The sequence below is a fragment of the Nocardia terpenica genome, assembly GCF_013186535.1.
GTDB classification, from domain to species: Bacteria; Actinomycetota; Actinomycetes; order Mycobacteriales; family Mycobacteriaceae; genus Nocardia; species Nocardia terpenica.
Map to the genome: position 1 here is coordinate 2115793 of NZ_JABMCZ010000003.1, position 23939 is coordinate 2139731.

25 protein-coding genes and 1 pseudogene are annotated in these 23939 nt (G+C 69.5%); 14 read left to right on the forward strand and 12 right to left on the reverse strand.

Annotated features, from left to right (window positions below):
• Complete coding sequence (locus HPY32_RS45045; protein ID WP_067584437.1) at window positions 1–1032, reverse strand: AraC family transcriptional regulator; 1032 nt, start codon at window positions 1030–1032, stop codon at window positions 1–3.
• A gap of 275 nt (window positions 1033–1307) precedes the next feature.
• Between HPY32_RS45045 and HPY32_RS31370 the strand changes: the two genes are divergently transcribed.
• The 4 genes from HPY32_RS31370 (at window position 1308) to HPY32_RS31385 (ending at window position 5567) form a co-directional block, all read left to right on the forward strand.
• A complete protein-coding gene (locus HPY32_RS31370; protein ID WP_067578271.1) occupies window positions 1308–2600 on the forward strand; it encodes an aldehyde dehydrogenase family protein in 1293 nt (430 codons plus the stop codon).
• On the forward strand, window positions 2600–2917 hold the full coding sequence (locus HPY32_RS31375; RefSeq protein WP_067578273.1) for a hypothetical protein: 318 nt from the start codon (window positions 2600–2602) through the stop codon (window positions 2915–2917). Before HPY32_RS31370 ends, HPY32_RS31375 begins: the two co-directional genes overlap by 1 nt.
• 65 nt (window positions 2918–2982) lie before the next feature.
• Window positions 2983–3948 (forward strand): oxygenase MpaB family protein, encoded by a 966-nt coding sequence (locus tag HPY32_RS31380; RefSeq protein WP_067578275.1) that lies wholly within the window; start codon window positions 2983–2985, stop codon window positions 3946–3948.
• A 110-nt stretch (window positions 3949–4058) separates the two neighbouring features.
• A complete protein-coding gene (locus HPY32_RS31385; protein ID WP_082870587.1) occupies window positions 4059–5567 on the forward strand; it encodes an MFS transporter in 1509 nt (502 codons plus the stop codon).
• Here the strand turns inward: HPY32_RS31385 and HPY32_RS31390 are convergent.
• Window positions 5511–6029: a class I SAM-dependent methyltransferase gene (locus tag HPY32_RS31390; RefSeq protein WP_309247559.1), complete on the reverse strand. Its 519-nt coding sequence runs from the start codon at window positions 6027–6029 to the stop codon at window positions 5511–5513. The two genes, HPY32_RS31385 and HPY32_RS31390, sit on opposite strands and share 57 nt — an antisense overlap.
• 769 nt (window positions 6030–6798) lie before the next feature.
• Between HPY32_RS31390 and HPY32_RS31395 the strand changes: the two genes are divergently transcribed.
• Window positions 6799–7647 (forward strand): SDR family oxidoreductase, encoded by an 849-nt coding sequence (locus HPY32_RS31395; protein WP_067578278.1) that lies wholly within the window; start codon window positions 6799–6801, stop codon window positions 7645–7647.
• A gap of 22 nt (window positions 7648–7669) precedes the next feature.
• On the opposite strand, the gene HPY32_RS31400 is transcribed toward HPY32_RS31395, so the two are convergent.
• Window positions 7670–7909 (reverse strand): helix-turn-helix domain-containing protein, encoded by a 240-nt coding sequence (locus HPY32_RS31400; RefSeq protein ID WP_231951317.1) that lies wholly within the window; start codon window positions 7907–7909, stop codon window positions 7670–7672.
• Here HPY32_RS31400 and HPY32_RS44080 point away from each other — a divergent pair.
• The 4 genes and pseudogenes from HPY32_RS44080 (at window position 7892) to HPY32_RS31420 (ending at window position 11764) form a co-directional block, all read left to right on the forward strand.
• Window positions 7892–8299 (forward strand): hypothetical protein, encoded by a 408-nt coding sequence (locus tag HPY32_RS44080; RefSeq protein WP_197696339.1) that lies wholly within the window; start codon window positions 7892–7894, stop codon window positions 8297–8299. The two genes, HPY32_RS31400 and HPY32_RS44080, sit on opposite strands and share 18 nt — an antisense overlap.
• 171 nt (window positions 8300–8470) lie before the next feature.
• Window positions 8471–9331 carry an LLM class F420-dependent oxidoreductase gene (locus HPY32_RS31410; protein WP_067578280.1) on the forward strand — a complete coding sequence of 287 codons (861 nt, stop codon included), beginning with the start codon at window positions 8471–8473 and terminating at the stop codon, window positions 9329–9331.
• Window positions 9332–9427: 96 nt separating this feature from the next.
• Window positions 9428–10599, forward strand: a pseudogene (locus tag HPY32_RS31415) (permease).
• 4 nt (window positions 10600–10603) lie between these two features.
• Window positions 10604–11764, forward strand: a complete 1161-nt coding sequence (locus HPY32_RS31420) for a serine hydrolase domain-containing protein (protein ID WP_067584446.1) — start codon at window positions 10604–10606, stop codon at window positions 11762–11764.
• On the opposite strand, the gene HPY32_RS31425 is transcribed toward HPY32_RS31420, so the two are convergent.
• Genes HPY32_RS31425 through HPY32_RS31440 form a run of 4 tightly spaced genes read right to left on the reverse strand, consistent with a single transcriptional unit; the run spans window position 11736 to window position 14753 of the window.
• Complete coding sequence (locus HPY32_RS31425) at window positions 11736–12179, reverse strand: hypothetical protein (protein ID WP_067578284.1); 444 nt, start codon at window positions 12177–12179, stop codon at window positions 11736–11738. The genes HPY32_RS31420 and HPY32_RS31425 overlap by 29 nt on opposite strands.
• Entirely contained in the window at window positions 12176–13339 is a 1164-nt protein-coding gene (locus HPY32_RS31430) for a molybdopterin-dependent oxidoreductase (RefSeq protein WP_067584449.1), read from the reverse strand. The genes HPY32_RS31425 and HPY32_RS31430 overlap by 4 nt, the downstream gene beginning before the upstream one ends.
• A gap of 38 nt (window positions 13340–13377) precedes the next feature.
• Window positions 13378–14091, reverse strand: coding sequence for a TIGR04282 family arsenosugar biosynthesis glycosyltransferase (locus HPY32_RS31435; RefSeq protein ID WP_067578286.1), 714 nt, complete (start codon window positions 14089–14091; stop codon window positions 13378–13380).
• Window positions 14088–14753, reverse strand: a complete 666-nt coding sequence (locus tag HPY32_RS31440; RefSeq protein WP_067578288.1) for a glycosyltransferase family 2 protein — start codon at window positions 14751–14753, stop codon at window positions 14088–14090. The genes HPY32_RS31435 and HPY32_RS31440 overlap by 4 nt, the downstream gene beginning before the upstream one ends.
• Window positions 14754–14878: 125 nt before the next feature.
• Here HPY32_RS31440 and HPY32_RS31445 point away from each other — a divergent pair, with 125 nt between their 5' ends.
• The 3 genes from HPY32_RS31445 to HPY32_RS31455 are packed head-to-tail and all read left to right on the forward strand — an operon-like array spanning window position 14879 to window position 18013.
• Window positions 14879–16282: a hypothetical protein gene (locus HPY32_RS31445; RefSeq protein ID WP_373686684.1), complete on the forward strand. Its 1404-nt coding sequence runs from the start codon at window positions 14879–14881 to the stop codon at window positions 16280–16282.
• Between the two features lie 5 nt (window positions 16283–16287).
• Complete coding sequence (locus HPY32_RS31450; RefSeq protein WP_067584451.1) at window positions 16288–16983, forward strand: response regulator transcription factor; 696 nt, start codon at window positions 16288–16290, stop codon at window positions 16981–16983.
• Complete coding sequence (locus HPY32_RS31455) at window positions 16973–18013, forward strand: sensor histidine kinase (RefSeq protein ID WP_067578293.1); 1041 nt, start codon at window positions 16973–16975, stop codon at window positions 18011–18013. Before HPY32_RS31450 ends, HPY32_RS31455 begins: the two co-directional genes overlap by 11 nt.
• 172 nt (window positions 18014–18185) lie before the next feature.
• On the opposite strand, the gene HPY32_RS31460 is transcribed toward HPY32_RS31455, so the two are convergent.
• The 3 genes from HPY32_RS31460 to HPY32_RS31470 form a co-directional block, all read right to left on the reverse strand.
• Complete coding sequence (locus HPY32_RS31460; RefSeq protein WP_067578296.1) at window positions 18186–19247, reverse strand: NAD-dependent epimerase/dehydratase family protein; 1062 nt, start codon at window positions 19245–19247, stop codon at window positions 18186–18188.
• Between the two features lie 235 nt (window positions 19248–19482).
• Window positions 19483–19641: a hypothetical protein gene (locus HPY32_RS31465; protein ID WP_156673875.1), complete on the reverse strand. Its 159-nt coding sequence runs from the start codon at window positions 19639–19641 to the stop codon at window positions 19483–19485.
• Window positions 19638–19868 (reverse strand): hypothetical protein, encoded by a 231-nt coding sequence (locus HPY32_RS31470; RefSeq protein WP_156673876.1) that lies wholly within the window; start codon window positions 19866–19868, stop codon window positions 19638–19640. Before HPY32_RS31470 ends, HPY32_RS31465 begins: the two co-directional genes overlap by 4 nt.
• A gap of 231 nt (window positions 19869–20099) precedes the next feature.
• Here HPY32_RS31470 and HPY32_RS31475 point away from each other — a divergent pair, with 231 nt between their 5' ends.
• Window positions 20100–21416: a helix-turn-helix domain-containing protein gene (locus tag HPY32_RS31475; protein WP_067578300.1), complete on the forward strand. Its 1317-nt coding sequence runs from the start codon at window positions 20100–20102 to the stop codon at window positions 21414–21416.
• Window positions 21417–21747: 331 nt separating this feature from the next.
• Here the strand turns inward: HPY32_RS31475 and HPY32_RS31480 are convergent, their stop codons facing one another.
• A complete protein-coding gene (locus tag HPY32_RS31480) occupies window positions 21748–22362 on the reverse strand; it encodes a TetR/AcrR family transcriptional regulator (protein ID WP_067584454.1) in 615 nt (204 codons plus the stop codon).
• Window positions 22363–22567: 205 nt separating this feature from the next.
• Here HPY32_RS31480 and HPY32_RS45050 point away from each other — a divergent pair, with 205 nt between their 5' ends.
• The gene (locus HPY32_RS45050; RefSeq protein WP_067578301.1) at window positions 22568–23479 is read left to right on the forward strand and encodes a quinone oxidoreductase family protein; all 912 of its coding nucleotides are present in this window, start codon (window positions 22568–22570) and stop codon (window positions 23477–23479) included.
• Window positions 23480–23505: 26 nt separating this feature from the next.
• On the opposite strand, the gene HPY32_RS31490 is transcribed toward HPY32_RS45050, so the two are convergent.
• The gene (locus HPY32_RS31490; RefSeq protein WP_067584457.1) at window positions 23506–23907 is read right to left on the reverse strand and encodes a PaaI family thioesterase; all 402 of its coding nucleotides are present in this window, start codon (window positions 23905–23907) and stop codon (window positions 23506–23508) included.
• Window positions 23908–23939 lie beyond the last annotated feature (32 nt).

The window sequence follows — 23939 nt, forward strand, 5'->3', positions numbered from 1 at the left end:
CTAGACCCGTGACGAGGCGCGGCCGCGATGGTCGCGCGCGAAATGGCCGGGGGACTGGCCCTTCCAGGCGCGGAAGGCGGCGGTGAACGCCGAGACGCTGGCGTAGCCCAGCCGGTCGGCCACGTGCTCGACGGTGAGCCCGGCGACGAGGAGTTCTTCGGCGAGCATGCCGACGGTCTCGTTGCTCAGCTCGCGAAAGGTGGTGCCCTCCTCGGCGAGTCGGCGGCGCAGCGTGCGCACGCTGAGATCCAGGTCGGCCGCGATGCGGGCCTGATCGGTGACCCCGCCGTGCCGGATCAGCAGATCGCGCACCCGGCCGCTGACGCCGTTGCGGGTGCGGCGGCGCTGCACCAGGTCCGCGCACTGCTTCTCGTAGAACCGGGCGGTGGCCGTATTGGCCTGGGGGAGCGGCACTTCCAGCGCGCTGGCCTGCCACACCATGATCGAGCGGGCGGAGCCGAAGACGATATTGTCCACGCCGAGCATGGCGCCGAACATCTCGTACACCGGATGCGGCGAGACGGTGACCTCCACCCGCAGTACCGGAACCCGCATGGGGATCAGGTCCTGTTGCAGCGTGGCGATGGCGGCGAGATCGCGTTCCAGCGTGAAGCGGCGCAGATCCTCGGGGACGGTGTGGTCGTCGCGCACCACCCACACCTCGTCGTCGTAGTCGAGCAGCGCGTGCCGGGCCACGGTGAGCGACAGGTCGGCGTAGCGCAGCGCGATCTCCGCGGCGCGGCGCAGCGTCGGCGCGCTCATGATGGCGAAACCCAGCACGCCCAGCGACGGCGGATGGCACAGTAAACCCGCCATGAGGCCGAGACCGGGTTCGTCCCGGACGCCCTGGACCACGTTGCGCATCAGCGTGAATTCCTGATCCAGGGTGATTTCGGCACTCGGATCCTGCAATTGGGGTTCTCGAATACCGGTGTGCCGCAGAATCGCCGGCATGGTCAGACCGCGCGATACCGCGTAGTCGGTCAGCAATGCCGCGCCGGTGATCGACCGCACGTGCGCAGGTTCGTCCACCCTGGAATCGTCGCAGAATTCGGCCTGCTGCGCTGCGAAATCCACAGCGTACGTTGGTCTTACTTCAAAGTAAGTTTGCTGGGAGCGTCCCATATTCGCCGATTTCTGGCCCAATGCGCGCTGGTTGAGACTTCACGATAGCCATACGGTTTCTCCCATGCCGCACCGCGATCGGCGCACCCTTTCGAGTCGGGCATTCGTCCACATTGCCCACTACCTGCGCAATCGTGGTGCGGACCCGTCATGTCCAGCCTGCCTCGGAGTGAGACCATCGCATGCTGTCCGCCCATCCCGACGCCGCCCGAAATGCCTGGATCACCGTGACCGCGCCCGACGACGGGCGGACACTCGGCACGTTGCCAATGCATACACCCGACCGGGTCCGGGCGGTGATCGGCGGCCTACGCGACGCGCAAACAGCTTGGCGCACAATGGGTGCGGTGGGGCGTGTGCGCTGGTTGACGCGATTCCGGGATTGGTTGCTGGCGAACGAGGAGGCGATCACCGCCTCGCTCGCGGCAGAAACCGGGAAGTCGGTTGCTGAAGCATTGCGCGAATTCCGGTTCGGCATCGACGCTCTCGACTATCACCGCACCCGCGGCGCCGACTTCCTCGGCCCGCACCGGCTGCGGCGGAATCGGATGCCCAGCGCCTCGATGCATCTGGCCATCGCCTATCGCCCGTGCGCGGTGGTCGGGGTGCTCACCTCGTGGATCTATCCGCTGGCCTCCACGCTGTTCGACGCCGTGCCGGCGCTGCTGGCCGGGTCGGCGGTGGTGGTGAAGCCGTCGTCGGTGACGCCGCTGACCGTGCGCGCGGTGCTCGCCGGCTGGACGCAGATCGGCGCGCCGCCGGTGTTGCAGTTCGTGGCCGGGCACAAGGCCGGGCCGACCGTCGTGGACGGCGCGGACTACGTGCACTTCAGCGGGTCCCCGGAGATCGGCCGGGTGGTCGCGCTGCGCGCGGCCGCGCGACTGGTGCCGTGCCGCCTCGAGATCGGCGGCAAGTCCGCGGCCGTGGTGCTGGCCGACGCCGACCCCGAAGCCGCGGCCGCGGCGATCGCGCTGGGCGGGCTGGCCGAATCCGGGCAGACCTGCCGCAGCATCGAGCGCGTCTTCGTCGAGTCCGCGGGTTACGACGCCTTCGTCGAGCGGCTGGTGGCCGCGGTGACGGCCTACGGCGCGACCGATCCGGGCGAGCTGCGCGGCGCGGTGCTGACCTCCTCGGCGCACGTGCGCTACGTCCACGATCAGGTGCGCGACGCCCGGGCGAAGGGCGCCATCGTGCGGCTCGGCGGCACCGGCGGCGGGCACGTCTTCGAGCCGACGGTGCTCGTCGACGCCGAGCCGACCATGCGCGTGCTGACCCAGCAGACCCTCGGTCCGATCCTGCCCGTCGTGCGGGTCGAGAACCGGGAGCGGGTGATCGCGCTGGCCAACGAGGCGTTCGGGCCGTGCGCGAGCGTCTGGACCACCGACGAGGCGGCCGGTGCCGCGCTCGCCGAGCGGCTGAACGCCGCGCAGGTGGGAGTCAACGACATGTCTCTACATCTCATGGAGGTCGAATAATGGGCGGCTTGCAGGTGTTCGCCGCGACCATGGTCATGATCGGCGTGCTGGGCGCGGTGCTGATAAGCGTTCGCCCGCAACGGGTTCCGCAGGGGCGCAGCGTCGCCGACATCCGGCGGCGGATCAGCGCCGAGCGGGCCCCCGTGCTCGCGGTGGCCGCGCCGACGCTGCGGCACGGGGCGCCCGATCATCCGCTCGAGGTGCCGGAGGCCCATCGGGTCATGCAGCAGCACCTCGACTGCGCGGTGGCGACCTGCCCCCGCAAGGCCGCGGCCTACGACGTGCTGATCGCGGCCGGTCGGCTCAAGCCGCGCTGAACGGCAAATGCTACGCTCGTGTATGAATCGCTACCCGATAGCGGACCGTGCAAAGGAGCGCAGCGATGACCACCGCAGGCAGCCGACCGCAATTCGACGCGCCGGCCCGGGCGATCCGCGAGGTCGACTACGGGTTCTTCGGGCCGGGCTCGCCGACCTGGAAGGTGTGGACCGCGCCCACGGCGCTGCTGGGTTTCCAGCGCGCGGTGGTGCTCGAACACTTCGATCCGGATCTGACCGCCGCGGTCGCCGACGTCGGCGGCATCTACTCCGATCCGCGCGGGCGGCTCGACCACACCTTCGCGTACTTCCTCATCGCGGCGGTCGGGGACGGCCGGATGGCGATCGAGGCGTCGGAACATCTGATGCAGGTGCACGCCAAGGCAACCGGCGTCGAGCCGATCACCGGCAAGCGCTACAGCGCCAATAATCCCCAGTCGCAGTTGTGGATTCACATCACCGGCTGGCACAGCGTGCTCAAGTGCTACGAGATGTTCGGTCCGGGCCCGCTCGATCCCGAGGAAGAGCGGCGGTACTGGGCCGAATGCGCTGTGGCGGCGGAACTTCAGACCTGCATGCCGTCGGACGTGCCGCGCTCGCGGGCGGAGGTGCGCGAGTACTTCGCCGCCGTCAAGCCGCGGTTGTGCAGTTCCGAGCGGGCGCACCGGGGCATGCACTATCTGCTGCGCACGCCGTGGGACAAGGGATTGCGGCTGTGGGGCGGTAGCCGGATCGTCGCGCCCGCGGTGATCGCGACGCTGCCGCGGTGGATGCGCGAGGTCGGCGGCTTCGATCAGTTCGCGATTCTGGACGCGGCCGTGCGCCCGGCGGGGCGGATCGCCGTCGCGGTGCTCGGCGGCGAGCGAGCCAAGCTGGCGGTGCTGCGGTCGAGCATCGGCCCGGTGACGGCGCGGCTGTACCGCGAACACCTCGACGCGGGGGTGCCGCTCGAGCCCGTCACCGTGACGCCCGAGCAGGCACGCGCCCGCTACGGCAGCGCCGGGCGGCGGCCGCAGTTGAACGTCGGCTGAGAATCTGAAAAGGGGGTCGACGCGCCCCCGCGGGTTACCGCATCCAGAGCGAGTCGTTGGCAATATGTCAGCAAACGTTGCCTTCGACTCGCGAAAGGGTGCGTCGTGCCATGAGCGAAACCCCTGCTCCGCAGATATGGCCGCGGAAGACGCAAGGGTGGGGGCATCGACGAGGCATTGCGCTGAGTGCCGTCACGGCGCTCGCCTGCCTGATGAGCATCGATTCGGTTATCCACGCCATCGCCATGCCCGCGGTCGAGGAGGAGTTCGGGCTGGGGCCCGCGGTCGCGTCGATCGCCTCCGGAATCGGGACGTTGATGCTGTCGGCGTGCCTGCTCGGGGCCGGGGTGCTGGGCGATCTGTTCGGGCGGCGCCGGGTGCTGCTGGGCGGGGTGGCGGGCATGGTCGTCGGCGGGGTGATCACCGCATGGTCGACCGATGCCGTGGTTTTCGTGCTGGGGCGGATGGTGACCGGGGTGAGCACGGCGGCCGGGCTGGGCACGACGCTGGCCATGCTGCCCGCCCTGGTCTTCCCGCGCGAACTGCCGCACGTTTTCGGGCTCTGGTTCGGTGCGCAGGCGCTGGCGGTGCTGGCCGGGGCCGTGGTCGGTGGCGCGCTCATCACCGAGATATCCTGGGGCGCAGGGTATCTGATGATCGCGGTGCTCGCGGCGGCGCTGCTGGTGCCGGGGTGGCTGCTGGTGCCGGACTCGCGGGCCGAGCAGCCGCGCCCCTTCGACCGCGCCGGGGTGCTGCTGGCCGCGGCCGCGCTGTTCGCGCTGATCGGTGCGCTCGGGCAGGCGGCCGTGCGCGGCTGGGGCAGTCCGGTCGTGCTCGTCGCCGTCGTGCTCGCCGCGGTGGCCCTGGTGGCGTTCGTGCGGTGCGAGCGGCGCAGCTCCGCCCCGGCGCTTCCGTTGCGGCTGTTCGCCTCCGCCGCGTTCGCCGGGGCCTGCCTGACCGGGGTGATGGTCGGCTTCGCCCATGCCGCCTACATTCTGCAGACGGCGACGCTGCTCGAGGATCATCGGGGCCGGTCGGCGATGACCGTGGTGGTGGTGTCGATTCCGCTGTATGTGGGCATGGTGCTCGGGGCGGTGCTGTCCGGTCAGGCGCAGGAGGCGGGGCGGCGGGCGCGCCTGCTGTGCGCGTCCGGGCTGGCCTGCTGCGGGGTGGGCGCGCTGCTGCTGACGACCGTCGACCGCGGCACCGACCTGTGGGTCTACTCGGTGGCCGGTGCGGTGATCGGCTTCGGGGTGATGTGGGCGCAGAACCCCCAGTCGGTGGTGATCATGACCGCCGCGCCGCCGAATCGGGCCGGGACGGTGAGCGCGGTGAAATACGCGATGGCCCAACTGGGTTTCGGCCTCGGCCTGGGCATCCTGGTGCCGGTCGTCGCCGCCTTTCCCGGCGCCGCCGCGCACGGCGACGCGGCCTTCTTCCACGGCTTCACCGTCGCCATGGGTTGCACGGCGGTGGCGCTGTTCGTCGCGGCGGCGATCGTTGTGCCGCTGCTGTGGTGGTATCCGCCGCGGACGGAAGGCGGTGCGGCGAAACGGGATACGTCAGAGCTCGGCGGTGAGCAGACGGTAGCCGAGGTCCAGGGTGGGGCGGGCGAGTAGGTCGGCGTGGCGGGCGGCCCAGGCGCCGCTGTCCAGGTCGGCGCGCAGTCGTGAAAGGCCCTCGGCCAGTGCGGATTCCGGAGTGAGGGCGAGCAGGGACATACCGGCGCGCACGGTCGGGTCGAGGTAAGCTTCCGGCCGCCGCCAGAACGCGCCGCCGAATCCGTCGACGCAGTCGTGCGGCACCGGAATCGGGGTGACGGTGGCCTCGCCCAGCGCCTCGGTGAGCTCCGCCAGCGGCACGGCGAGCATGCGGTCCGACTCGCTCGCGGCGGGCAGATACTCACGCAGCAGCCAGAATTCGCGGAACACGCTGTGATCCCAGGTGAGCACCACCAGGCGGTGCCTGGCGACCCGCTTCATCTCGGCAATGCCCCGCCCCGGATCCGACCAGTGGTGCACGGTCAGCACCGCGAGCGCGGCATCCACCGAATCCGCCCGCAGCGGAAGCGCTTCGGCCACCCCCTGCACCACCGGCGCCGCCCCCACCCCCCCGCTGCCCGATCATGACCCGACTCGGCTCCACCGCAACCACGGTCCGCCCAGGCTCATAAGACCCACTCCCGGCCCCCACATTCACCACCGACCCCATCCCCCGCAACGCCCCCTCGACCGCCCCCGCCACCCGCGGATCCGCCCGCCGAGTCCGCCCATACGTCCGCCCCGTCGTGTCATACCGAGTCATCGCGCCATAATGCCAGCCCCCTCCCCAAGGCCAGCCCCGCCCATCAGCCCGCCTCCCCAACCTCCCCGGCATGCCTCTTCACTCGTCCCGGTCCACCCCTTCAGTCTTCCCAGCGTGCCTCTTCAGTCGTCCCCGGCCTGCCCTTCAGTTTTCCCAGTGTGTCTTTTCGGTTGTCTCGGCCTGCTCCTTCGGTTGTCTCGGTGTGTCTTTTCGGTTGTCTCGGCCTGCTCCTTCGGTTGTCTCGGTGTGTCTTTTCGGTTGTCCCGGCCTGCTCCTTCGATTGTCTCGGCGTGCCTCTTCGGTCGTCTCGGCCCGCCCTTCGGTCATCCCGGCATGCCACTTCAGTTCTCCCGGCCGCCACTTCACTGATCCCGGCATGCTTTTGGCCGGGATCTCCCGCCCGCATGGAAGTTCGGCTCGGAAATTCATCGCGGTGAAGAGGATTCGAGCGGAATCGCCCGAGTGGGTGGCTCGATCCGCGCGGCGGCCGGAAGCTGGGTGGGCCGCGGGAGGTGTCCCGCGGATCGTGAGTGGAGGAGTGGCCTGATGATTCTCGTGACCGGAGCGACCGGGACCGTCGGACGGGTGGTGGTCGATCTGTTGTGCGCGGCGGGTGTGCCGGTGCGGGCGGTGACGCGGCGGCCCGAGACGGCGGGGCTGCCCGGCGGGGTCGAGGTGGTGCGGGCGGATCTGGGGGAGCCCGGGGAGCTGGGGACGGTGCTGGCGGGTGTCGAGCGGGTGTTGCTGGTATCCACCGGACCCGAAATACCAAGGCACGACGCGAATCTCGCCAAGGCCGCGGCGGCCGCCGGGGTGGCGCACATCGTGAAGCTGTCCTCCGGCCGGGTGGGCGACGAGACGGCGACCGACCCCATCCCGCAGTGGCATCGCGCCGGTGAGCGGGCGGTGCGGGACAGCGGCGTGGCGTGGACGATGCTGCGCCCCTTGGGATTCATGGCCAATGCGTTGCACTGGGCCCGGACCGTCCGGGAACAGGACACCGTGTACGCGCCCTACGGCCGGGGCCGGATCGCCGTCATCGACACCGAAGACATCGCCGCCGTCGCCGTGGCCGTTCTCACCCGACCCGGACATGAGGGACGGATCTACACCCTCAGCGGCCCGGAGCCGCTGTCCGCCGCCAACCAGACCGCCATCCTGGCCGAAACCCTGGGCCGCCCCCTGCGATTCGTGGAGAACACCCCCGAGCAGGCCCGCGCCGCACTGATCGCCACCGGCATGTCCGCCGATATGGCCGACGCCGTCATGGCCCTCCGAGCGGGTGCGCTCGCATCCTTCACCTCGGTGATCCACCCCGATGTGCAGCGGCTCACCGGCCGACCGCCCCGAAACTTCCGCTCCTGGACACAGACTCACCGGGCGGAATTCGAATAACCCAGGGCCCCGGTGATTCTCGTCACTCGGCGGGAGTCCGGTCGGCGACCAGGTCGAGCAGGCCGGGGAAGCGGGATTCCAGATCGTCGATGCGGACCTGGCTGCGGCGTTCCAGGCCGTACTGGCGCTGGCGGAGGACGCCCGCCTCGCGCAGGGCCCGGAAGTGGTGGGTGAGTGAGGATTTCGGGCGGGGGATGCCGAACCAGCCGCAGGTATGGTCGTAGTCCTCGGCATGCGGCAGCAGATGCCGGACGATGCCCATGCGCAGCGGATCGGCGAGCGCACCCAGCACCATCTCCAGGCGAATCTCCCCGACCCGCCGCGCGCCGCGGCTCTCCTCGACACCCCGGCCTGGCGAATCTGGCTCGCCGCCTGGCCGGTCATGGCGGTGTTCGTGCTGTCCAACGCGGCGACCCCGCTGTATCCGGTGTGGCGGGCCCGGCTCGGGATCTCGGCCGGAACGTTGACGCTCGGTGCGGCGCTGGCGGCGGGGTTGCTGATCGCGTTGACACTTGCGGTGCTGGCGGCCGGTATCGGTCAGGGGGCTGGGGCAGTTGGGTGGGCTCACGCTGCTGTTCGCCCGGATGCCCGGCGGGCCGAGCCGCCGCCCTCAACGTGGGTGGCTACCTTCCCGCCGCGGTGCTGCCGGTGACGGCCGGATACCTCGGCGATGCCATCGGATTGTCCTGGGGCGCAGGCATTTTCGCGGTGATCCTGGGGCACTCGCACTGGTGGGCGGCGTGCTGGTGGGTCGGCGGGATAGGGTGATCGGGTGACGGGGGTCACCCGCCCCGTTTCCCGCCTCACGGGAGGAAGAGGAGCTATGGATCTGAGTCTGCACTACTGGAACTTCTCCACACCGGCCGATACGGCGCGGACCGCGGCCACGCTCGGCGCCGCCGCGCGGCTCGCGGAGCAGGCCGGGTTCGCCGAATTCACCGTGATGGACCACTACTTCCAGATGGAGCACCGCGGCACCGCCGACGAGCCGATGCTCGAGGCGTACACCACCCTGGGGTATGTGGCGGCGCTGACCGAGCGGATGCGGCTGGCGGTGCTGGTGACCGGCGTGATGTACCGGCATCCCGGCCTGCTCGCCAAGATCGTCACCACGCTGGACGTGCTGTCCGGCGGCCGGGCCCAACTGGGCATCGGCGCCTCCTGGTACGAGCGCGAGCAGCGTGCGCTCGGCGTACCGCTGGTGCCGATGGGCGAGCGGTTCGAACGCCTGGAGGAGACGCTCCAGATCTGCCTGCAGATGTGGAGCGACAACAACGGGCCGTACCAGGGCAAGCACTACCAGCTGGCGGAAACCCTGTGCGTGCCCGCGCCGCTGAGCCGCCCGCGGCCGCCGATCCTGGTCGGCGGTGGCGGCGAGCGCAAGACCCTGCTGTTCGTCGCCCGCTACGCCGACGCCTGCAACCTGTTCGCCTCCACGGTCGAGGACGTCACCCACAAGCTCGACGTGCTGCGCAAGCACTGCGACGCCGAGGGCCGCGACTACGACGCCATCCGCAAGACCGCCACCTACCTCGGCTCCGTAGACGACCGCGACGCCTTCATGGCCGACGCGGAACGCTATGCGGCGCTGGGCATTACGCAGCTGGACATCATGCCGGACCGGGATCCGGTGGAGTACGTCGAGCGGGTGGCCGAACTGGTGCCTCGGTTGAGGGGGATCTGACGCGGTCGGCGGCGTCAGCTCTTGACCGAATACCCTATAGGGGTATACCTTCGCGACTGGTGCACGACGAAGCCGCGGGAGCGAGAGGAGGTCGAGATGGGCGCGATCGGGCATGCGCTGGCGCTGGCGGGTCCATGACGTGGGAGATCCTGTGGGCGTTGATTCTCGGGTTCACGCTGTCGGCCGTGGTGCAGGCGGTGGTGCGGAAGTCCACCATCGTGCGGCTGCTCGGCGATGATCGGCCGCGCACGCTGGCCCTCGCCTCGGTGCTGGGCGCCGCCTCCTCGTCGTGCTCGTACGCGGCGGTGGCGCTGGCCCGCTCGCTGTTCCGCAAGGGCGCGAACTTCACCGCGGCCATGGCCTTCGAGATCGGCTCCACCAATCTGGTCGTCGAGCTGGGCATCATTCTGGCGCTGCTGATGGGCTGGCAGTTCACCGCGGCCGAGTTCATCGGCGGGCCGATCATGATCGTGCTGGTGGCGGTGCTGTTCCGGCTCTTCGTGCGGTCGCGGCTGGTGGAGGCGGCGCGGGCGCAGGCCGATCGGGGACTGGCCGGATCGATGGAAGGCCATGCGGCCATGGACATGTCGGTCACCGGGGAGGGTTCGTTCCCGCGGCGGCTGCTGTCGCCGCGCGGCTACACCGCGGTGTCGCACGTGTTCGTGATGGAGTGGGCCGCCATCCTGCGCGACCTGATCGTGGGCCTGCTCATCGCGGGCGCGATCGGCGCGTGGGTGCCGGAATCGTTCTGGCAGAACTTCTTTCTGACCGATCATCCGGTGCTGTCGGCGGTGTGGGGCCCGATCGTGGGTCCGGTGGTCGCGATCGCGGCCTTCGTCTGCTCCATCGGCAATGTGCCGCTGGCGGCGGTGCTGTGGAACGGCGGCATCAGCTTCGGCGGCGTGACCGCGTTCATCTTCGCCGACCTGCTGATCCTGCCGATCCTCAACATCTATCGCAAGTACTACGGCACCCGCATGATGCTCACCCTGCTGGGCACCTTCTACGCGGCCATGGTGGGCGCCGGATATCTGATCGAAATCCTGTTCGGCGCAACGGGTCTCGTCCCGAAGCAGCGCACTGCCACGGTGCTGGCGGAGGGCATCCGCTGGAACTACACCACCTGGCTGAACATCGTCTTCGGGATCCTGGCCGCGCTGCTGGTCCTTCGCTTCGTCCGCACCGGCGGAATTCCCATGCTGCGCATGATGGGCGGATCGCCGGACGCCGAGATGCGGAATCACGGTGGTGGCGGCGGTGTTCGATGAAGGCATGACGATCAACGGAACGGTGGCCCCGGGATTCGAGCCGGTGCGTGCGGCGTTTGCCGAGAACTTCGAGCGACACGGGGATATCGGCGCCGCCGTCGCCGTCTATCGGGACGGGCGGCCCGTGGTGGACCTGTGGGGCGGGTCGGCCGATCCGGAGACCGGGCGGCCGTGGGAGCGCGACACCATGGTCCTGGTGTATTCGGCGACCAAGGCCGTCACCGCCACGGCCGCGCATCTGCTGGCCCAGCGCGGTGTGCTGGACCTCGACGCCCCGGTCGCGTCGTACTGGCCCGAGTTCGCGGCGGCGGGCAAGCAGGAGATTCCGGTGCGCTGGCTGCTGGCGCATCGTGCCGGATTGCCCGCGCTGGACCGACCGGTGCCGGTCGAGGACGCGCTGGCCTGGGATCCGATGGTCGCGGCCCTGGCGGCGCAGCGGCCGGTGTGGACGCCGGGCGCCGCGCACGGGTACCACGGGCGGACGTTCGGGTGGCTGGTCGGCGAGGTGATCCGCCGGGTGTCCGGGCGGTCGGTGGGCCGGGTCGTGGCCGAGGAGATCGCGGGCCCGCTGGGGGCCGATTTCTTCATCGGCCTGCCGGATTCCGAGCGGGATCGGGTGGCGCGGTTGGTCTTCGCGCCCAAGCTCGACCTGAGCAGCGTCCCGCTCGAGGCGGTGCCGGAGGAGCTGCGGCCGCTGGTGGCGGCGGTACAGGATCCGGATTCGCTGTTCAACCGCGCGTTCGCGGTGACCGATCCCGATATCGACTTCACCTCCGCCGCAGTGCAATCCGCGGAGATCCCGTCCAGCAACGGCATCGGCACCGCGCGCGGGCTGGCCCGGATCTATGCCGCGCTGATCGGCGAGGTGGACGGCGTGCGGCTGCTGACCGCCGAGACCCTGGCCGACGCCACCGCCGAGCAGGCGGCGGGCATCGACCGGGTGACGATGATCCCGGATCGGTACGCCTGCGGGTACATGCTGCCGAGCGAGGGTTTCATCCTCGGCGGGCCGCACTCCTTCGGCCATCCGGGCCGCGGCGGATCCCTCGGATTCGCCGATCCCACACGGGGTCTCGCCTTCGCCTACGTCACCAACAATATCGTCGAGGCAGCGGAGGATCCGCGCGCGGTGGGCCTCATCGCGGCGCTGGAATCCGCGCTGTAGTCGGGGCGGAGGGTCGCCGGGCGCGGTGGCGGCGCAGAATGTCCAGTGCGACAAGCGACCACAGCAGTGCGAGCGCCGCCACCAGGCCCCACGGATACGGGCGGTTCAGCACCGATGGGTTGTTCGGCAGCGCGTGTTCGCGGCCGATCACGGGCACGGCGATGAGGAGCAGGGTCGTGGTGCAGGCCGCGCCGTAGGCCAGCGGTGTCCACCACGCCGACGGTAGTGTGCGCCGGGCGGCGAAGCCGAGCGCCGCGCACAGCGGCGCGAAAAGCGCGTCGTGCAGCAGGATTCCGCCGATGAACCAGAGGGCGACATTGCGCAGATCGGTGGGCGTCATGGGCCACAGCAGGCTGGCGCCGTACCAGACGGCCCAGCCGCCCGCCAGCGCGAGCAGTACTCGAACGATCGTCATGCCAGTTCCTCGATGCGCGAAAGCCATTTGGTCTGTAACACTCCCGGCCGGTTCGGCGCGATCAAGCGGCACGGATAGCCGTGGTCGAGGCTCAGCTCCTCCCCATTGAGCCGCAGCGCCACCAGCGTCGCGTCGTCGACCACATGCGGATGCGGCAGCACCGACTCCCGATACAGCCCACCCTGCTCCAGCGAGCCGAAACGCACACTGCCGCCGCGATACTCACCCACCGCGCCCAGCAGATCCCGCAACCGCACTCCACTCCAGTGCACCCCCGCACTCCACCCCTCCACGCACGCGATAGGCAGATCGGCCCCCGTTTGCGTCATCCGCCGCAACTCCTCGATTCCGAACTCCCGCGCCTTTCCCCCCACCGTCACTCGCAACCGATATCCCGGATCCTTGGCCGCCCGCTCGACCCCCGCCTCCACCGCCGCTCGATTGACCGGAACCCCTTGCGGCCCATCCCCGGTCCGCGCCGCCAACACCGAAACCCAGCGCAAGAACGGCACCGCCTGCCCCGCCACCGCCAAGCCACCGACGACGGCGCCGCCCCCCGCGATCCCCAGCAGATTTCGTCGTGAAATACCCCGCGCGGCAGGTGATTTCGGTTCCTTCCGAGATCGAGACCCGTCCTGCTCCGGCTCTCGTTCCGACAGTGGACGGCTCAGGGCAGCACGGATGACAGGAAGCTTCACCGCCAAGTGCACCGCGACCGCGCCGATGGCGACGTAGGCCATGGCGTAGTGGGTCGTGGTGAAGAAGAAGCGCCACGGATACCACTGGGCGGTATTCAGCAAACCGGTGGCCAGCTCGAAAATTATTGCGCCCATGAGGATTGCGATCGAGCCGCGTTCCAGCATATGCAGGGGGTTGCCGAGCAGGGGGCGGGCGAACAGGCGGGGGAAGACCGACCAGAGTTTCACCGGGAGCAGGGCGATGGCGATGACGCCGGATATTACGTGGGTGCCCTGGGTGAACCGGTACAGCCAGACCGGGCGGGCGGGCCAGTAGAACCCGGCGGGTGGGTGCTGGATCCAGTGGCTGATCAGGCCGGTGAGGAAACAGACCGCGATGGCCAGGCCGAGGACCAGGCCCACGCGGGCCGCCACCGCGCGGGAGCGAGCCGGAGAGATCTGTGCCGCAATGCTTTTCGGCAGCAGGAGGTCATCGTCGAGAGGGATGCGCCGCAGCCGGATCACGACGGCACCCGGGTATCCGCGAGCAGGCCCGCATCGGTCGTCCGCAACCGCGGCGGGTACAGCCGGTCGAGCAGTCGGGGGAAGCGGCCGTCGTATTCCGCGCCCACCGCGATCGCATCGGCGACGGTGTCGACATCGGAGAGCTCGGGCAGATCGCCGACGCGACAACCACAGCGGGACAGGGCCCTTCGGGTGAGTACCCCGGTGGTATCGGTGGACATGGGTACCTCGGTCAGCACCCGGGCCGGGCGGGGATCGGTCAGGCCGAGCACCCACCAGCCGCCGTCGGTCGCGGGCCCGAGCACGGTGTCGCCGCTGTCGAGCAGCGCCGTCGCACAGTCCGCGAGCAGGTCCGGACCCGCCTGCGGGGTGTCCATGCCGATCTGTAATACCGGCAGTCCGGCGCGGGCGGCATCGGCGTGCGCATTGGCCAGCCGGGCGCCGAAGCCGTCGCCGCGCTGTGGAACCACCTCGAAATCGGCCAGCGCCTCGGCCAGCTCCGCCGCACATTCGGCCCGCTCCAGCTCACCCGTCCAGGCCACCATCCGATGCCGAATGCCGCTGTCGCGCACCGCCGTCAGCGTGTCGAGCAGCGCGGCGGCCGCCAGCCGGGCCGCTTCCTGCGGCGAAAAGGGCGGGGAGAGACGGGTTTTCGCGAATCCGGCGATCGGCGCCTTGGCGATCACCAGCATGGTTGCCTCGATGGTCATCGCACACTCCAGAAGTCGCGCACCGCGCGGACGGTGCCGAGCACCGAGCCGGACACCTTCGACACCCCGTGGGTGCGCGGCCGATAGCTGATGTCGCGCTCCACGATTCGCCATCCCGCCCGCGCCGCCCCGATCAGCAGCGCCAGCGGGTATCCGGAGCGCGGATGCAGCGGCCCCAGCGCCAGCAGCCGATCCCGGCGCGCCACCCGCATCGCGGCGATATCGTGCACCGGCAGCCCGTGCCGGTGGCGCACCAGCCCGGCCACCAGCAGGTTCCCCAGCCGCGCGTGCCAGGGCCAGGCGCGCGCGCCGACCGGCCGCCGCCGTCCGACCACCATGTCCACGCCCGGATCGAGATCGCCGAGCAGGTACGGTATTTCACCCGCGTCCATGGAACCGTCGCCGTCCAGCACGGCAACCAGGGCGGTGTCGGCGGCCCGGACGCCCGCGTGCACGGCCGATCCGTATCCGGGCACCGGCTCGGCCACCACGGTCGCGCCCGCCGCGCGGGCCACGGTCGCCGTATCGTCGGTGGAGGCATTGTCCACCACGATGACCCGGTACCCGGCGGGAACCGCGGCGAGGACCCCTGGCAACGCTCCGGCTTCGTTGTGGCACGGGATGATCACGGTCAGGTCCCGTGCGTCGTGTGCATCGGTCACGGAGTCGACCGTAAGCCCGCGACCGCCGTTTTCGGCCGAGCGAACCGATGACGAAAGTATGACGAGAGCAGGAGAAACGGTGGATAACCCGGGTTGTGCGGGCCCGGCGGCCTAGGGTTGACGCCGTGCAGCAGGTAATTCTCGACCGGACGGCGCGCCGGTCCGGCCGTCGTGCCGATCTGGTGTGCGCGGCGGCCGCGGCGGTGCTGGTCGCCGTCGCTTTCGCGGTACCGCAAATCCGAGGCGAACAATTCGTCCGGCGCGTGTACGCGGCGGCCGCGCCCATCTTCGGCATCTGGGGCCCGCACGTCGGGTGGGGGACCGGCCCGGCGATCGCCCTCGCGGCACTGGTCGTGTGGGCGGGACCGGGCCTGGCCCGGCGGCTGCCGTGGCCGCGGCTGCTCCCGCTGGCCTGGGTGACGGCGGTGGCATGGGCGTTCGCCCTGGCCATGATCGACGGATGGCGGGTCGGTTTCGCCGGGCGGCTGATCCGGGGCGACGAGTATCTGCACGAGGTCGGCGGCGTGCACGACATCGCCGCCATGCTCCGCGGGTTCTCCGCCCGCATCCTGGACTTCCAGCCCGACTCGTGGACCACCCACGTCTCGGGACATCCGCCGGGGGCGCTGCTGACCTTCGTGCTGCTGGACCGGATCGGCCTGGGCGGCGGCGCGTGGGCGGCCTGGCTGTGCGTGCTCGTCGGATGCAGCGCGGCGGTCGCGGTGCCGGTGGCGCTCATCGCGCTCGGTGCGGCCGAACGTGCCCGCGCCGCACTGCCTTTCCTGGTGCTGGCACCGGCGGCGGTATGGATCGCGGTCTCGGCGGACGCCTTCTTCGCCGGGGTCACCGCGTGGGCGGTGGCGTTGCTGGCGATCGCCACCCGGCAGCGGACCGGTTGGGCGGGTGCGGCATTGGCGTCGGGGCTGCTGTTCGGCTTCGGGCTGTATCTGAATTACGGCCTGACGCTCATGGTGATTCCCGCGGCGGCCGTGCTGCTGGCGCGGGGCTTCCGGGCGGCGGTGCCCGCGCTGATCGGTGTGGCGCTGGTGGTCGCGGCGTTCACGGCGGCCGGTTTCTGGTGGCTCGACGGCTATCACCTGGTGGTGCAACGGTATTACCAGGGCATCGCCTCGGTGCGCCCGTATTCCTATTGGGTGTGGGGTAATCTCGCCGCGACCGTGTGCGCGGTCGGCCCGGCCGTTGCGGCCGCCGCGCATCGAGTGGTGGGCGGGCTCGCCGTCACGAGCCTGGTGCGGGTACCGGAGGCGACGAAAATCACTGCGCGACTGGATGGTTGGCGGCAATCGGTCGACCCGGCCGCGCTGCTGGCCGCCGTCGGGGCCGTCGCCATTCTCGCCGCGGACCTCAGCGGGCTGAGTAAGGCCGAGACGGAACGGGTCTGGCTGCCGTTCGACATGTGGCTGCTCGCCGCCACCGCCCTGCTGCCCCGCCGCACCGCCCGCGCCTGGCTGGCGGTCCAGGCGGTCGCGGCGCTGTTGATCAACCATCTACTCATGACGAATTGGTGACCGGCATGCGCATTCTCGTGGCCGACGACGACCCGGTGGTCCGGGAGGTGGTGCGGCGCTACCTGGAACGCGACGGGCTCACCGTGGTCGAGACCGCCGACGGCCCGGCCACAGCGGAAGTCCTGGCGCGCAACGAGATCGACCTCGCCATCCTGGATGTGATGATGCCGCCGCCCGACGGCATCGACCTGTGCCGCACGGTGCGGTCCGGGCCGCACCCGGACACCCCGATCATCCTGCTCACCGCCCTCGGCGAGGAGGAGGATCGGGTGCTGGGCCTGCGATCCGGGGCCGACGACTACATCGTGAAACCGTTCAGCCCTAGGGAACTCGCGCTGCGCGTGGCCTCGGTGCTGCGCCGCGCGCACCGCGCCGAACCCGCGTCCGAGCCGGTATTGCGCAGCGGCGCCATCGAATTGCGGCCGGACGCGCAGGCGGTGCTGGTCGACGGTCAGCGGGTGGAGCTGACCGCCCGCGAATTCGACCTGCTGGCCTTCCTGCTCGCCAACCCGCAGCGCGTCTTCGGGCGCACCGAACTGCTGGAGCGGGTGTGGGGCTGGAGCTTCGGCGACCAGTCCACGGTGACCGTGCACATCAAGCGGCTGCGCGCCAAACTCGGTGCGGCCCACCGCATCGAGACCGTGTGGGGCCGCGGCTACGCCTGGGGCCGTCCGGGCACGGAGGCCGACGATGCCGACTGACGCGCTCGCCCTCATCGGTTACGCCCTGGCCGGTTCGGTCCCGGTGACGGCGCTGGGCGCGCTGGCCATGCGCCTCACCTACAACCGCAGCCTGACCACCAGCATGGTGGTGCTGGTGCTGATTCCGACGCTCGCCACGCTGGCCGGGGTGATCGCGGTGAGCGGGCTGATGTTCACCCACGAACTGGAGCGCATCATCTGGGTGCTCGCGGTCGTCACGGCGGTCGCGGTGCCCGCCGCGATCGTGCTCGGCCGCGCCCAGGCCCGAAAGACCGTGTGGGAGCGGCAGATGCTGGAGCAGGAGCGGGCCGCCGAACGCGCCCGCCGCGACCTGGTGGCCTGGGTCAGCCACGATCTGCGCACCCCGCTGGCCGGTATTCGCGCCATGGGCGAGGCCCTGGTGGACGGGGTGATCGACAGTCCCGAGACCGTCGACCGCTACGCCCGCCAGATCGTGCGGGACACCAACCGGCTCTCCGCCATGGTCGACGACCTGTTCGAGATGTCGAAGATCCATTCCGGCGCCCTGCGGCTCGCCCTGGAACCGCTGGATCTGCGCGAACTGATCGACGAGGTGGCCGCCGCCACCCAGCCGACCGCCGCCCGCGCCCGGGTGACACTGGCTGCGCGCCAACCGGATTCGCAGATCCCGGTATCCGGCAGCGACCGCGCGCTGACCCGGGTGCTGACCAACCTGGTCGCCAATGCCATCGAGCACACCCCGCCCGGCGGCCGCATCGACATCTCCGCGGGCATCGCCCCCGACCACGCCTGGGCCCGCGTCGACGACACCGGCCCCGGCATAGCCGCCGACGACCTGCCCCGCATCTTCGAGGTCGCCTACCGCGGTTCGGCCGCCCGCTCCCCGGCAGCCACCGATATCGGCAGCAATAGTGGGATGGGCCTGGCGATTGCGGCGGGCCTCGTCCAAGCCCACCACGGCGAGATCACCGCCGTGAACCGAGAAGTAGGCTGCCGCTTCGAGATCCGCCTTCCCCTGCTCGACCCGGGGCACCGGCCACAGCCGTAACCGGTTGGCAGAGGCCCTTCTCGGTTCTCCCGGTCAGGCGAAGCCCTTCTCGTGATCCCGGCGTGCTTTTGGCCGGGATCACCTGCGGCAGAGCAGATTCCGGCCAAAAGCACGCCGGAATCACGAGGAGAACTCTCTACTACGTACTTGGCCCGCCTGCGGTCCCGGGGAGTCACCGCCATTCGGGCGCACCCGCTCCGGAGACCGCTCGCAGTGGCGCGGTGGCGAACTCGGCGAGCCCTTCGGCCGGAGCGATCGCCGCGGTGAAATCCAAGAGCTTGCGGGCCCTTTCGGGACCGGCGACGATATGGCGGACATCGCCAGGCCGATAGTCACCGGTGACGACGGGCGGCTTTCCGCCGTGGGCGCGGGCGAGGAGATCGGCGACCTCGCGGATGCTGATCGGAGTACCGGAGGCGATATTCAGCGGCGTGAATCCCGGCAGCGGCCGATGCACCGCGGCCACATTGGCGGCGGCGATATCGCGGACGTGCACGAAATCGCGCATCTGGCCACCATCTTCGAAAACGCGCGGCGACTCACCCGCCTCCAGCGCCGATCGGAAGATCGCCGCGACCCCGGAATACGGTGTGTCCCTGGGCATGTCGTCGCCATACACATTGTGATAACGCAGCGCGGTAACGGTGCCACCGGTGGCCGCCGCCCAAGCCGCCGCGTAATGCTCCTGCGCCACCTTGCTCGCCGCGTACAGGCTACGCGGCCGCAACGGGCTGTCCTCGTCGATAGGGGCCCAAGTCAGGGGCTGCCCGGTGGCGGGGTCTCGGTGCTCGAAATGCCCGCGAGCCAGATCGTCGGGGGAGCGATGCGCAGGCTCGACCACGGTGAAATCGGCTGTGCGATACCGCCCTTCGCCATACACGACCATCGAGGATGCCAGCACCAGCCTGCGCACCCCCGCCTCCGCCATGGCCGCGAGCAGAACGGCGGTCCCGAGATCATTGTGACTGGCATAGGCAGGCGCATCGGCAGCACTCACCCCCGCACCAACCACCGCGGCCTGATGACACACCACCTCGACCCCCCGCAGCAGCCCGGCCACCGCCTCGGGATCACGAACATCGATGCAATGGACGCCATCCGGCGGCATCGCCCCCGACCCATGGGCAGCCGCCAACATCAGATCGGCAGCCACCACCTCGTCCCCAGCCTCGAGCAGCGCACGCCACACATGCGATCCGATAAATCCGGCCGCGCCGGTAAGCAGAACCCGCATGCGCTCAGGCCAGAATCGTCGTAGTAGATGTCATCCCTCGATCCTCGCCGCCGATCCCCGAGTTAGACAGCGCCGCGCCGGGGCCGTAAGGAATTCGTCACAAGCCTGGGCATTGCACCGACCTTCGCCCCAACTGGGACGTGGCTATCGTTCGGCCAACCGGGCATGAAGTGGGCCAGTGATGCTTCACAAGACGGGACCTTCCGAGTCGGGTTTCACCCCACGCCAGTCGATTTCACTCCACACGATCTTCGTCTTCGATCCGTTCCCGAATGCCGTGCACCGAGCGTTCTTTCGGAATCCGCTGCGGCCACAACGTGATGACTGCGTACACGAGCGCCGATACCGCGAGGCAGGCCAGCAGTAGCAATCCGAACTGGCCGAAGTCGGTCACGGGATCTGCCGCCTGCCCTTGGACCGCCATGCGGCCTGTCCACGAGGGGTGATCGACCAGCGCGCCTGGTACGGCGTGGCCATGATCAGTCCGCGACTTTCTAGTTGTTTGATCGCGCGCCGTGCGCTCCAACTGGTCAGCTGGGCCTGTTGCATGATCTGGTCGGCGGTCAGCAATCCGCCGGGCGTGAGAACTCCGAGTACTGCGGACTCCGCTGCTGTTGCCATCTCGAGCCTCTTGGTCGGTCGAAGGTGTGGCCTCGATGCCGGAGGGTCCGGGGCACGGCGCGAATGTCCGGCTCGGGGGCCTTTCTGTCCCAAGCTTTGTCGGCGGAGCCGCGGGCTGCGACGCATGAAACGGCGCGTCGATGATGCGCAGTATCTGCCGTTGACCGGCCGGACCCGGGACGTTCGGCATACGCTGAACGCGAGCCGATACAACGAGGTCGAGGGGCGGACATGACCGGCAAGGCCAGCATGTTCGAATGGGACACACCGGAGTTCCGACGACTGCTCGCGGAACAGAAACCCGGAGCTGCCTTCGCGCTGGTTCGCAAGGCGATCGGCCTGTCTCAGGCCGACTTCGGCGTGCTCTTGCGCTGGGAGCGTAGCCACGCCGGGCGCGTCGAGCGCGGCGAAGTCGGCACCCTCTACGACTACCGAGAGCTGACCCGAGCCGCCGACGCACTGGGTGTCCCGCGCTCCGCACTGCTGCCCGCATTGCTCGGAACCTCGGGCGCAGGCACCATCGAAAGCAGGGGTAGCGAAGGAGCCGATGACGTGAACCGCAGGGAATTCGGACTGACAGTATTCGGCACGGCACTGCTATCCGTCGCCGCATCCGACGTGCTGGCGTCCGCTGCGACGCCGCAGACGGTGGGCGACGTCCACATCGACTATCTGACCAAGGCCGCAGATCAGTTGTGGGCGCATGACAACGAATACGGCAGCGGCGGACTCCTCGAGCCTGCCCTTCAGCAGTACGCGCTGTCACGGCGGTTGCTGGAGACCGGAAGCTACAACGAACGGATAGGTTCTGCTCTGGCCGCGGTGACGGCCCGTTTTGTCGAATGCGCGGGCTGGTTGGCCTTCGATTCGGGCAATCAGCGTGTCGCCCGGCAGTGCTACGCCGAGGCCCTCACATACGCGGAGCGGAGCAGGGACGAAGCGCGAATAACCGACATCGTCGACGGTATGCAATGGCAGGCTTCCTACTTCGGTCGGGTGCGCGAGGCCATTCAACTCTCCTTGCGGGCAACCGATCTCAGCCGAAATATTCGATCGGCCCGGCTGCACGCGATGTTGTCGGCGCGTCAAGGCGTCGCCTACGCGGCGCTCGGTGACGCACGAGAGGCGGAACACGCGATAGCTCGCGCATGGCGAGAAACCGACCGCGGGTTCGATGATCTCGATGACCCGGTGGGACTGTTGTTCGTCACCCCCGCGGAAATTCGATCGATCGAGGCTCGGGCCAGGAGCTACCTCGGTGAACACTACAAGGCTGCCGCGATCTACCGCGAAAGCATCGGCACCGAGGGCAGTAAGCCTCGTGATGAGGCATCCTACCGAGCGTACTTCGCCGCATCGCTGGCCCGACTCGGCGACACTCGCAACGCAGTGACGGAAGGGCTGGCCGCACTACCGTTGCTGGAGGGGCCGGTGAACTCCCCCCGCCTGGTCGCCGAACTACAGCCGGTACGAACTGCCGCCACCAGCGCCTCCGGTGACGATGCCGACCAATTCCGGTATCGCTACGACGCGCTCGCGACTGCCTGACGCCGAGGTACGCCAGGATATGGCCAGTATGTCGGACAAGCGATTGCCACCGAACGTAAGGGCGCGGGCTTGACTCAGCGGCAATTGGCTGCGCGGACCAGCTATCACTGACCACACTCTTACCGTTGCAATGCGGTCACTCTATGCTCGCGCCGGACGGATCGAAGGCGCGCCCCGTCATTCCAGCTTGCTTTGGCCGGAATTCCGTGCGATCCCGGCCAAAAGCGCGCCGGGACAATGTGGTACTTGCTGGTGCCGGGACGATGTGGGGATGCTGGGTGTTTGGGACTGCGTGGGTTGTTCGGCGCGGGGCGGTGAGGGGCTTTCTGGATCAAGCGATGGCGTAGTCGCCCAAGGCGGGCTCGAGGAGGTCGAAGATGTAAGTTGCCTCGGCTCGGGCGGTATCGGCGATCCGTTGCCGAGACCTGCGCTCGAGGGTGAGTTCTTGGACGCGTTGGAACAGCAGGCGATGGGCGCTGGCGAGTTGGGTGGCGGCGGCGCGGCGGGTTAGTTCGGTGCCGGGGAGGGCTTGGGCTAGTGCCTGTTCGCGGAGTTCGTGTAGTTCGCGGAGGCGGGCGGTGAGGGTGGGGCTGTTGGTGATCATGCGGCAGAAGCCGGGGCTGGTGAAGCCTGCTACGGCTTCGTAAGCGGTTGCGGCGCGGTCGAATTCGCGGCGGAGGGCGGTGAGGGCCGATTCGCCGGGAGCGCGGGCCGTGACGGTGGTGGCAAGTGAGGCTGCGAATTCGTTGTGGTAGTCGAGCGCCAAGTCCTCCTTGCGCGGGAAGTAGTTGGTGACCGTCTTTTTGGCGACTCGCGCCGCGTCGGCGATCTCGGCGATGGTGGTGGCCTCGAAGCCGTGGGCGATGAACAGGCGGGTGGCGTGGTCGGAGATCGACTGGCGGGTTTCCCGCTTCTTGGTCTCTCGCAGTCCTGCTTCGATGGTCACGAACGGGAAGTTTACCACCGTGGTAAAAATGCTCTTGACGCATCGGATAGCCTCGGGCTAAATTTACGTCCGTTGTAAGTTTTAGGAAGGAGGCGGGGATGCTTCCGCGGAACAGCTGCTGATACCGCGCCCCGGGCGAGCCGTCTGCTCGCCGTGACGTTCTGTGCGGCCGAACCCGGCCGAATCCTCTCGAAAGGCATTGCCCGTGTACAAGATTCGGTTCTCCGCGCTCCCCGAGGTTGTCGAGGCCCCGCGCCCGACGCCCGGTCCGGGGCAGGTGCTGATTCGCACCGAGCTGGCGGGTATCCACCTCGGCCTGGTGCGGATGGTGCGGGCGGGCACGGCCGACGAGCCCGGGGGCGAGGTGGTCGGCACGGTCGTGGCCGTGGGGTCGGAGGTGCCGGAAGCGTGGCTGGGCGTTCGGGTCGGCGGGGTGGTGATGGCCGGGGCGTACGGCGAGTACGTGCTGGGGGTTCCGGCCCTGCTCACCGAGATTCCCGACGGGGTGGCCGCCGTGGACGCGCTCGCGGTGGTGCGCGGCGGCCTTGTGGCGCTGGGTGCGCTGCGGGCCGGGCGGTTCGCTGCGGGCGAGTCGATTCTGATTACCGGCGCGGCGAGCGGTAGCGGTCACCTGGCGGTGCAGATGGCCCGCGCGCTCGGCGCGGGTCGTGTCCTCGCGGCGGCCGGATCGGTGGACAAGGCCGATTTCCTGCGCGAGTGCGGGGCGGACGCGGTGGTGACGTATGCCGAAAACTGGGGTGAGACGGTCGATGTCGTGCTCGACGGCGTCGGCGGAGACCTGCTGGCGCGCACCGTGGCCACCTTGAACCCGCACGGCCGACTCGTTGCCTACAGCGCGGGCGGCGGTGCGGTCGAGGTGAACAGCCTGCTGCCGGAACTGAAGACGGTCACCGGGTTCTCCGTCGGGCTGCTCGCCCGCAGCGTACCGGAGGTGATCGCCGAGTATCGCACCGAGCTTTGGAAGCTGCTGGGTGACGGTCAGATTCGGCCGCGTGTCACTGTATTTCCGGCTATTGAGGTGGTTTCTGCTCTGGATCTGGTTGCGGAACGCCGCAATCTCGGCCGAGTTGCCGTGCGCACCAGCGAATTTCACTAGCTCTACATCATGATTCCGGCGTGCCGCTACAGCACCGCCTGCGTCTGAGTCACTTTCGCGACCAATTTGCCCTCGTCGTCGCGAATCTCCGTCTCCACCACGATGAACCGCCCCCCGGCGTGCAGCGGCCGCGACGTGGCGACCGCGTGCCCGGACCGTACCGCGCGCAGGAAGTTGGTTTTCGATTCGACGGTCGTCGTTCCCTGTGCGCCCTCGGGCAGGTTGAGGAATGCGCATACCGCGGCGGTGGCGTCGGCCAGGGACATGAGGACTCCGCCGTGCAGGGCGCCGCCCAGCGTGCACAGGCTCTCGTCCCAGGCAAGGCGGCTGCGTACCACCTCGCGCCCGTGTTCGAGGACCTCGACGCCCAGCTTCTCGGTGAAGGGCATGGTCTGGTGGAACAGCGTCGTCCCGTCGGTATCGATCATGACCACGAGCCTGCCCCACGCGGGCGCGCCGG

Excerpts from the sequence above, each read along its gene's own strand:
- HPY32_RS31370 (WP_067578271.1), top strand. The coding sequence starts at position 1,308 with ATGCTGTCCGCCCATCCCGACGCCGCCCGAAATGCCTGGATCACCGTG.
- HPY32_RS31375 (WP_067578273.1), top strand. The coding sequence starts at position 2,600 with ATGGGCGGCTTGCAGGTGTTCGCCGCGACCATGGTCATGATCGGCGTG.
- HPY32_RS31380 (WP_067578275.1), top strand. The coding sequence starts at position 2,983 with ATGACCACCGCAGGCAGCCGACCGCAATTCGACGCGCCGGCCCGGGCG.
- HPY32_RS31385 (WP_082870587.1), top strand. The coding sequence starts at position 4,059 with ATGAGCGAAACCCCTGCTCCGCAGATATGGCCGCGGAAGACGCAAGGG.
- HPY32_RS31395 (WP_067578278.1), top strand. The coding sequence starts at position 6,799 with ATGATTCTCGTGACCGGAGCGACCGGGACCGTCGGACGGGTGGTGGTC.
- HPY32_RS44080 (WP_197696339.1), top strand. The coding sequence starts at position 7,892 with ATGCCGGACGATGCCCATGCGCAGCGGATCGGCGAGCGCACCCAGCAC.
- HPY32_RS31400 (WP_231951317.1), bottom strand. The coding sequence starts at position 7,909 with ATGGGCATCGTCCGGCATCTGCTGCCGCATGCCGAGGACTACGACCAT.
- HPY32_RS31410 (WP_067578280.1), top strand. The coding sequence starts at position 8,471 with ATGGATCTGAGTCTGCACTACTGGAACTTCTCCACACCGGCCGATACG.
- HPY32_RS31420 (WP_067584446.1), top strand. The coding sequence starts at position 10,604 with ATGACGATCAACGGAACGGTGGCCCCGGGATTCGAGCCGGTGCGTGCG.
- HPY32_RS31425 (WP_067578284.1), bottom strand. The coding sequence starts at position 12,179 with ATGACGATCGTTCGAGTACTGCTCGCGCTGGCGGGCGGCTGGGCCGTC.
- HPY32_RS31435 (WP_067578286.1), bottom strand. The coding sequence starts at position 14,091 with ATGACCATCGAGGCAACCATGCTGGTGATCGCCAAGGCGCCGATCGCC.
- HPY32_RS31450 (WP_067584451.1), top strand. The coding sequence starts at position 16,288 with ATGCGCATTCTCGTGGCCGACGACGACCCGGTGGTCCGGGAGGTGGTG.
- HPY32_RS31455 (WP_067578293.1), top strand. The coding sequence starts at position 16,973 with ATGCCGACTGACGCGCTCGCCCTCATCGGTTACGCCCTGGCCGGTTCG.
- HPY32_RS31460 (WP_067578296.1), bottom strand. The coding sequence starts at position 19,247 with ATGCGGGTTCTGCTTACCGGCGCGGCCGGATTTATCGGATCGCATGTG.
- HPY32_RS31470 (WP_156673876.1), bottom strand. The coding sequence starts at position 19,868 with ATGGCAACAGCAGCGGAGTCCGCAGTACTCGGAGTTCTCACGCCCGGC.
- HPY32_RS31475 (WP_067578300.1), top strand. The coding sequence starts at position 20,100 with ATGACCGGCAAGGCCAGCATGTTCGAATGGGACACACCGGAGTTCCGA.
- HPY32_RS31490 (WP_067584457.1), bottom strand. The coding sequence starts at position 23,907 with ATGATCGATACCGACGGGACGACGCTGTTCCACCAGACCATGCCCTTC.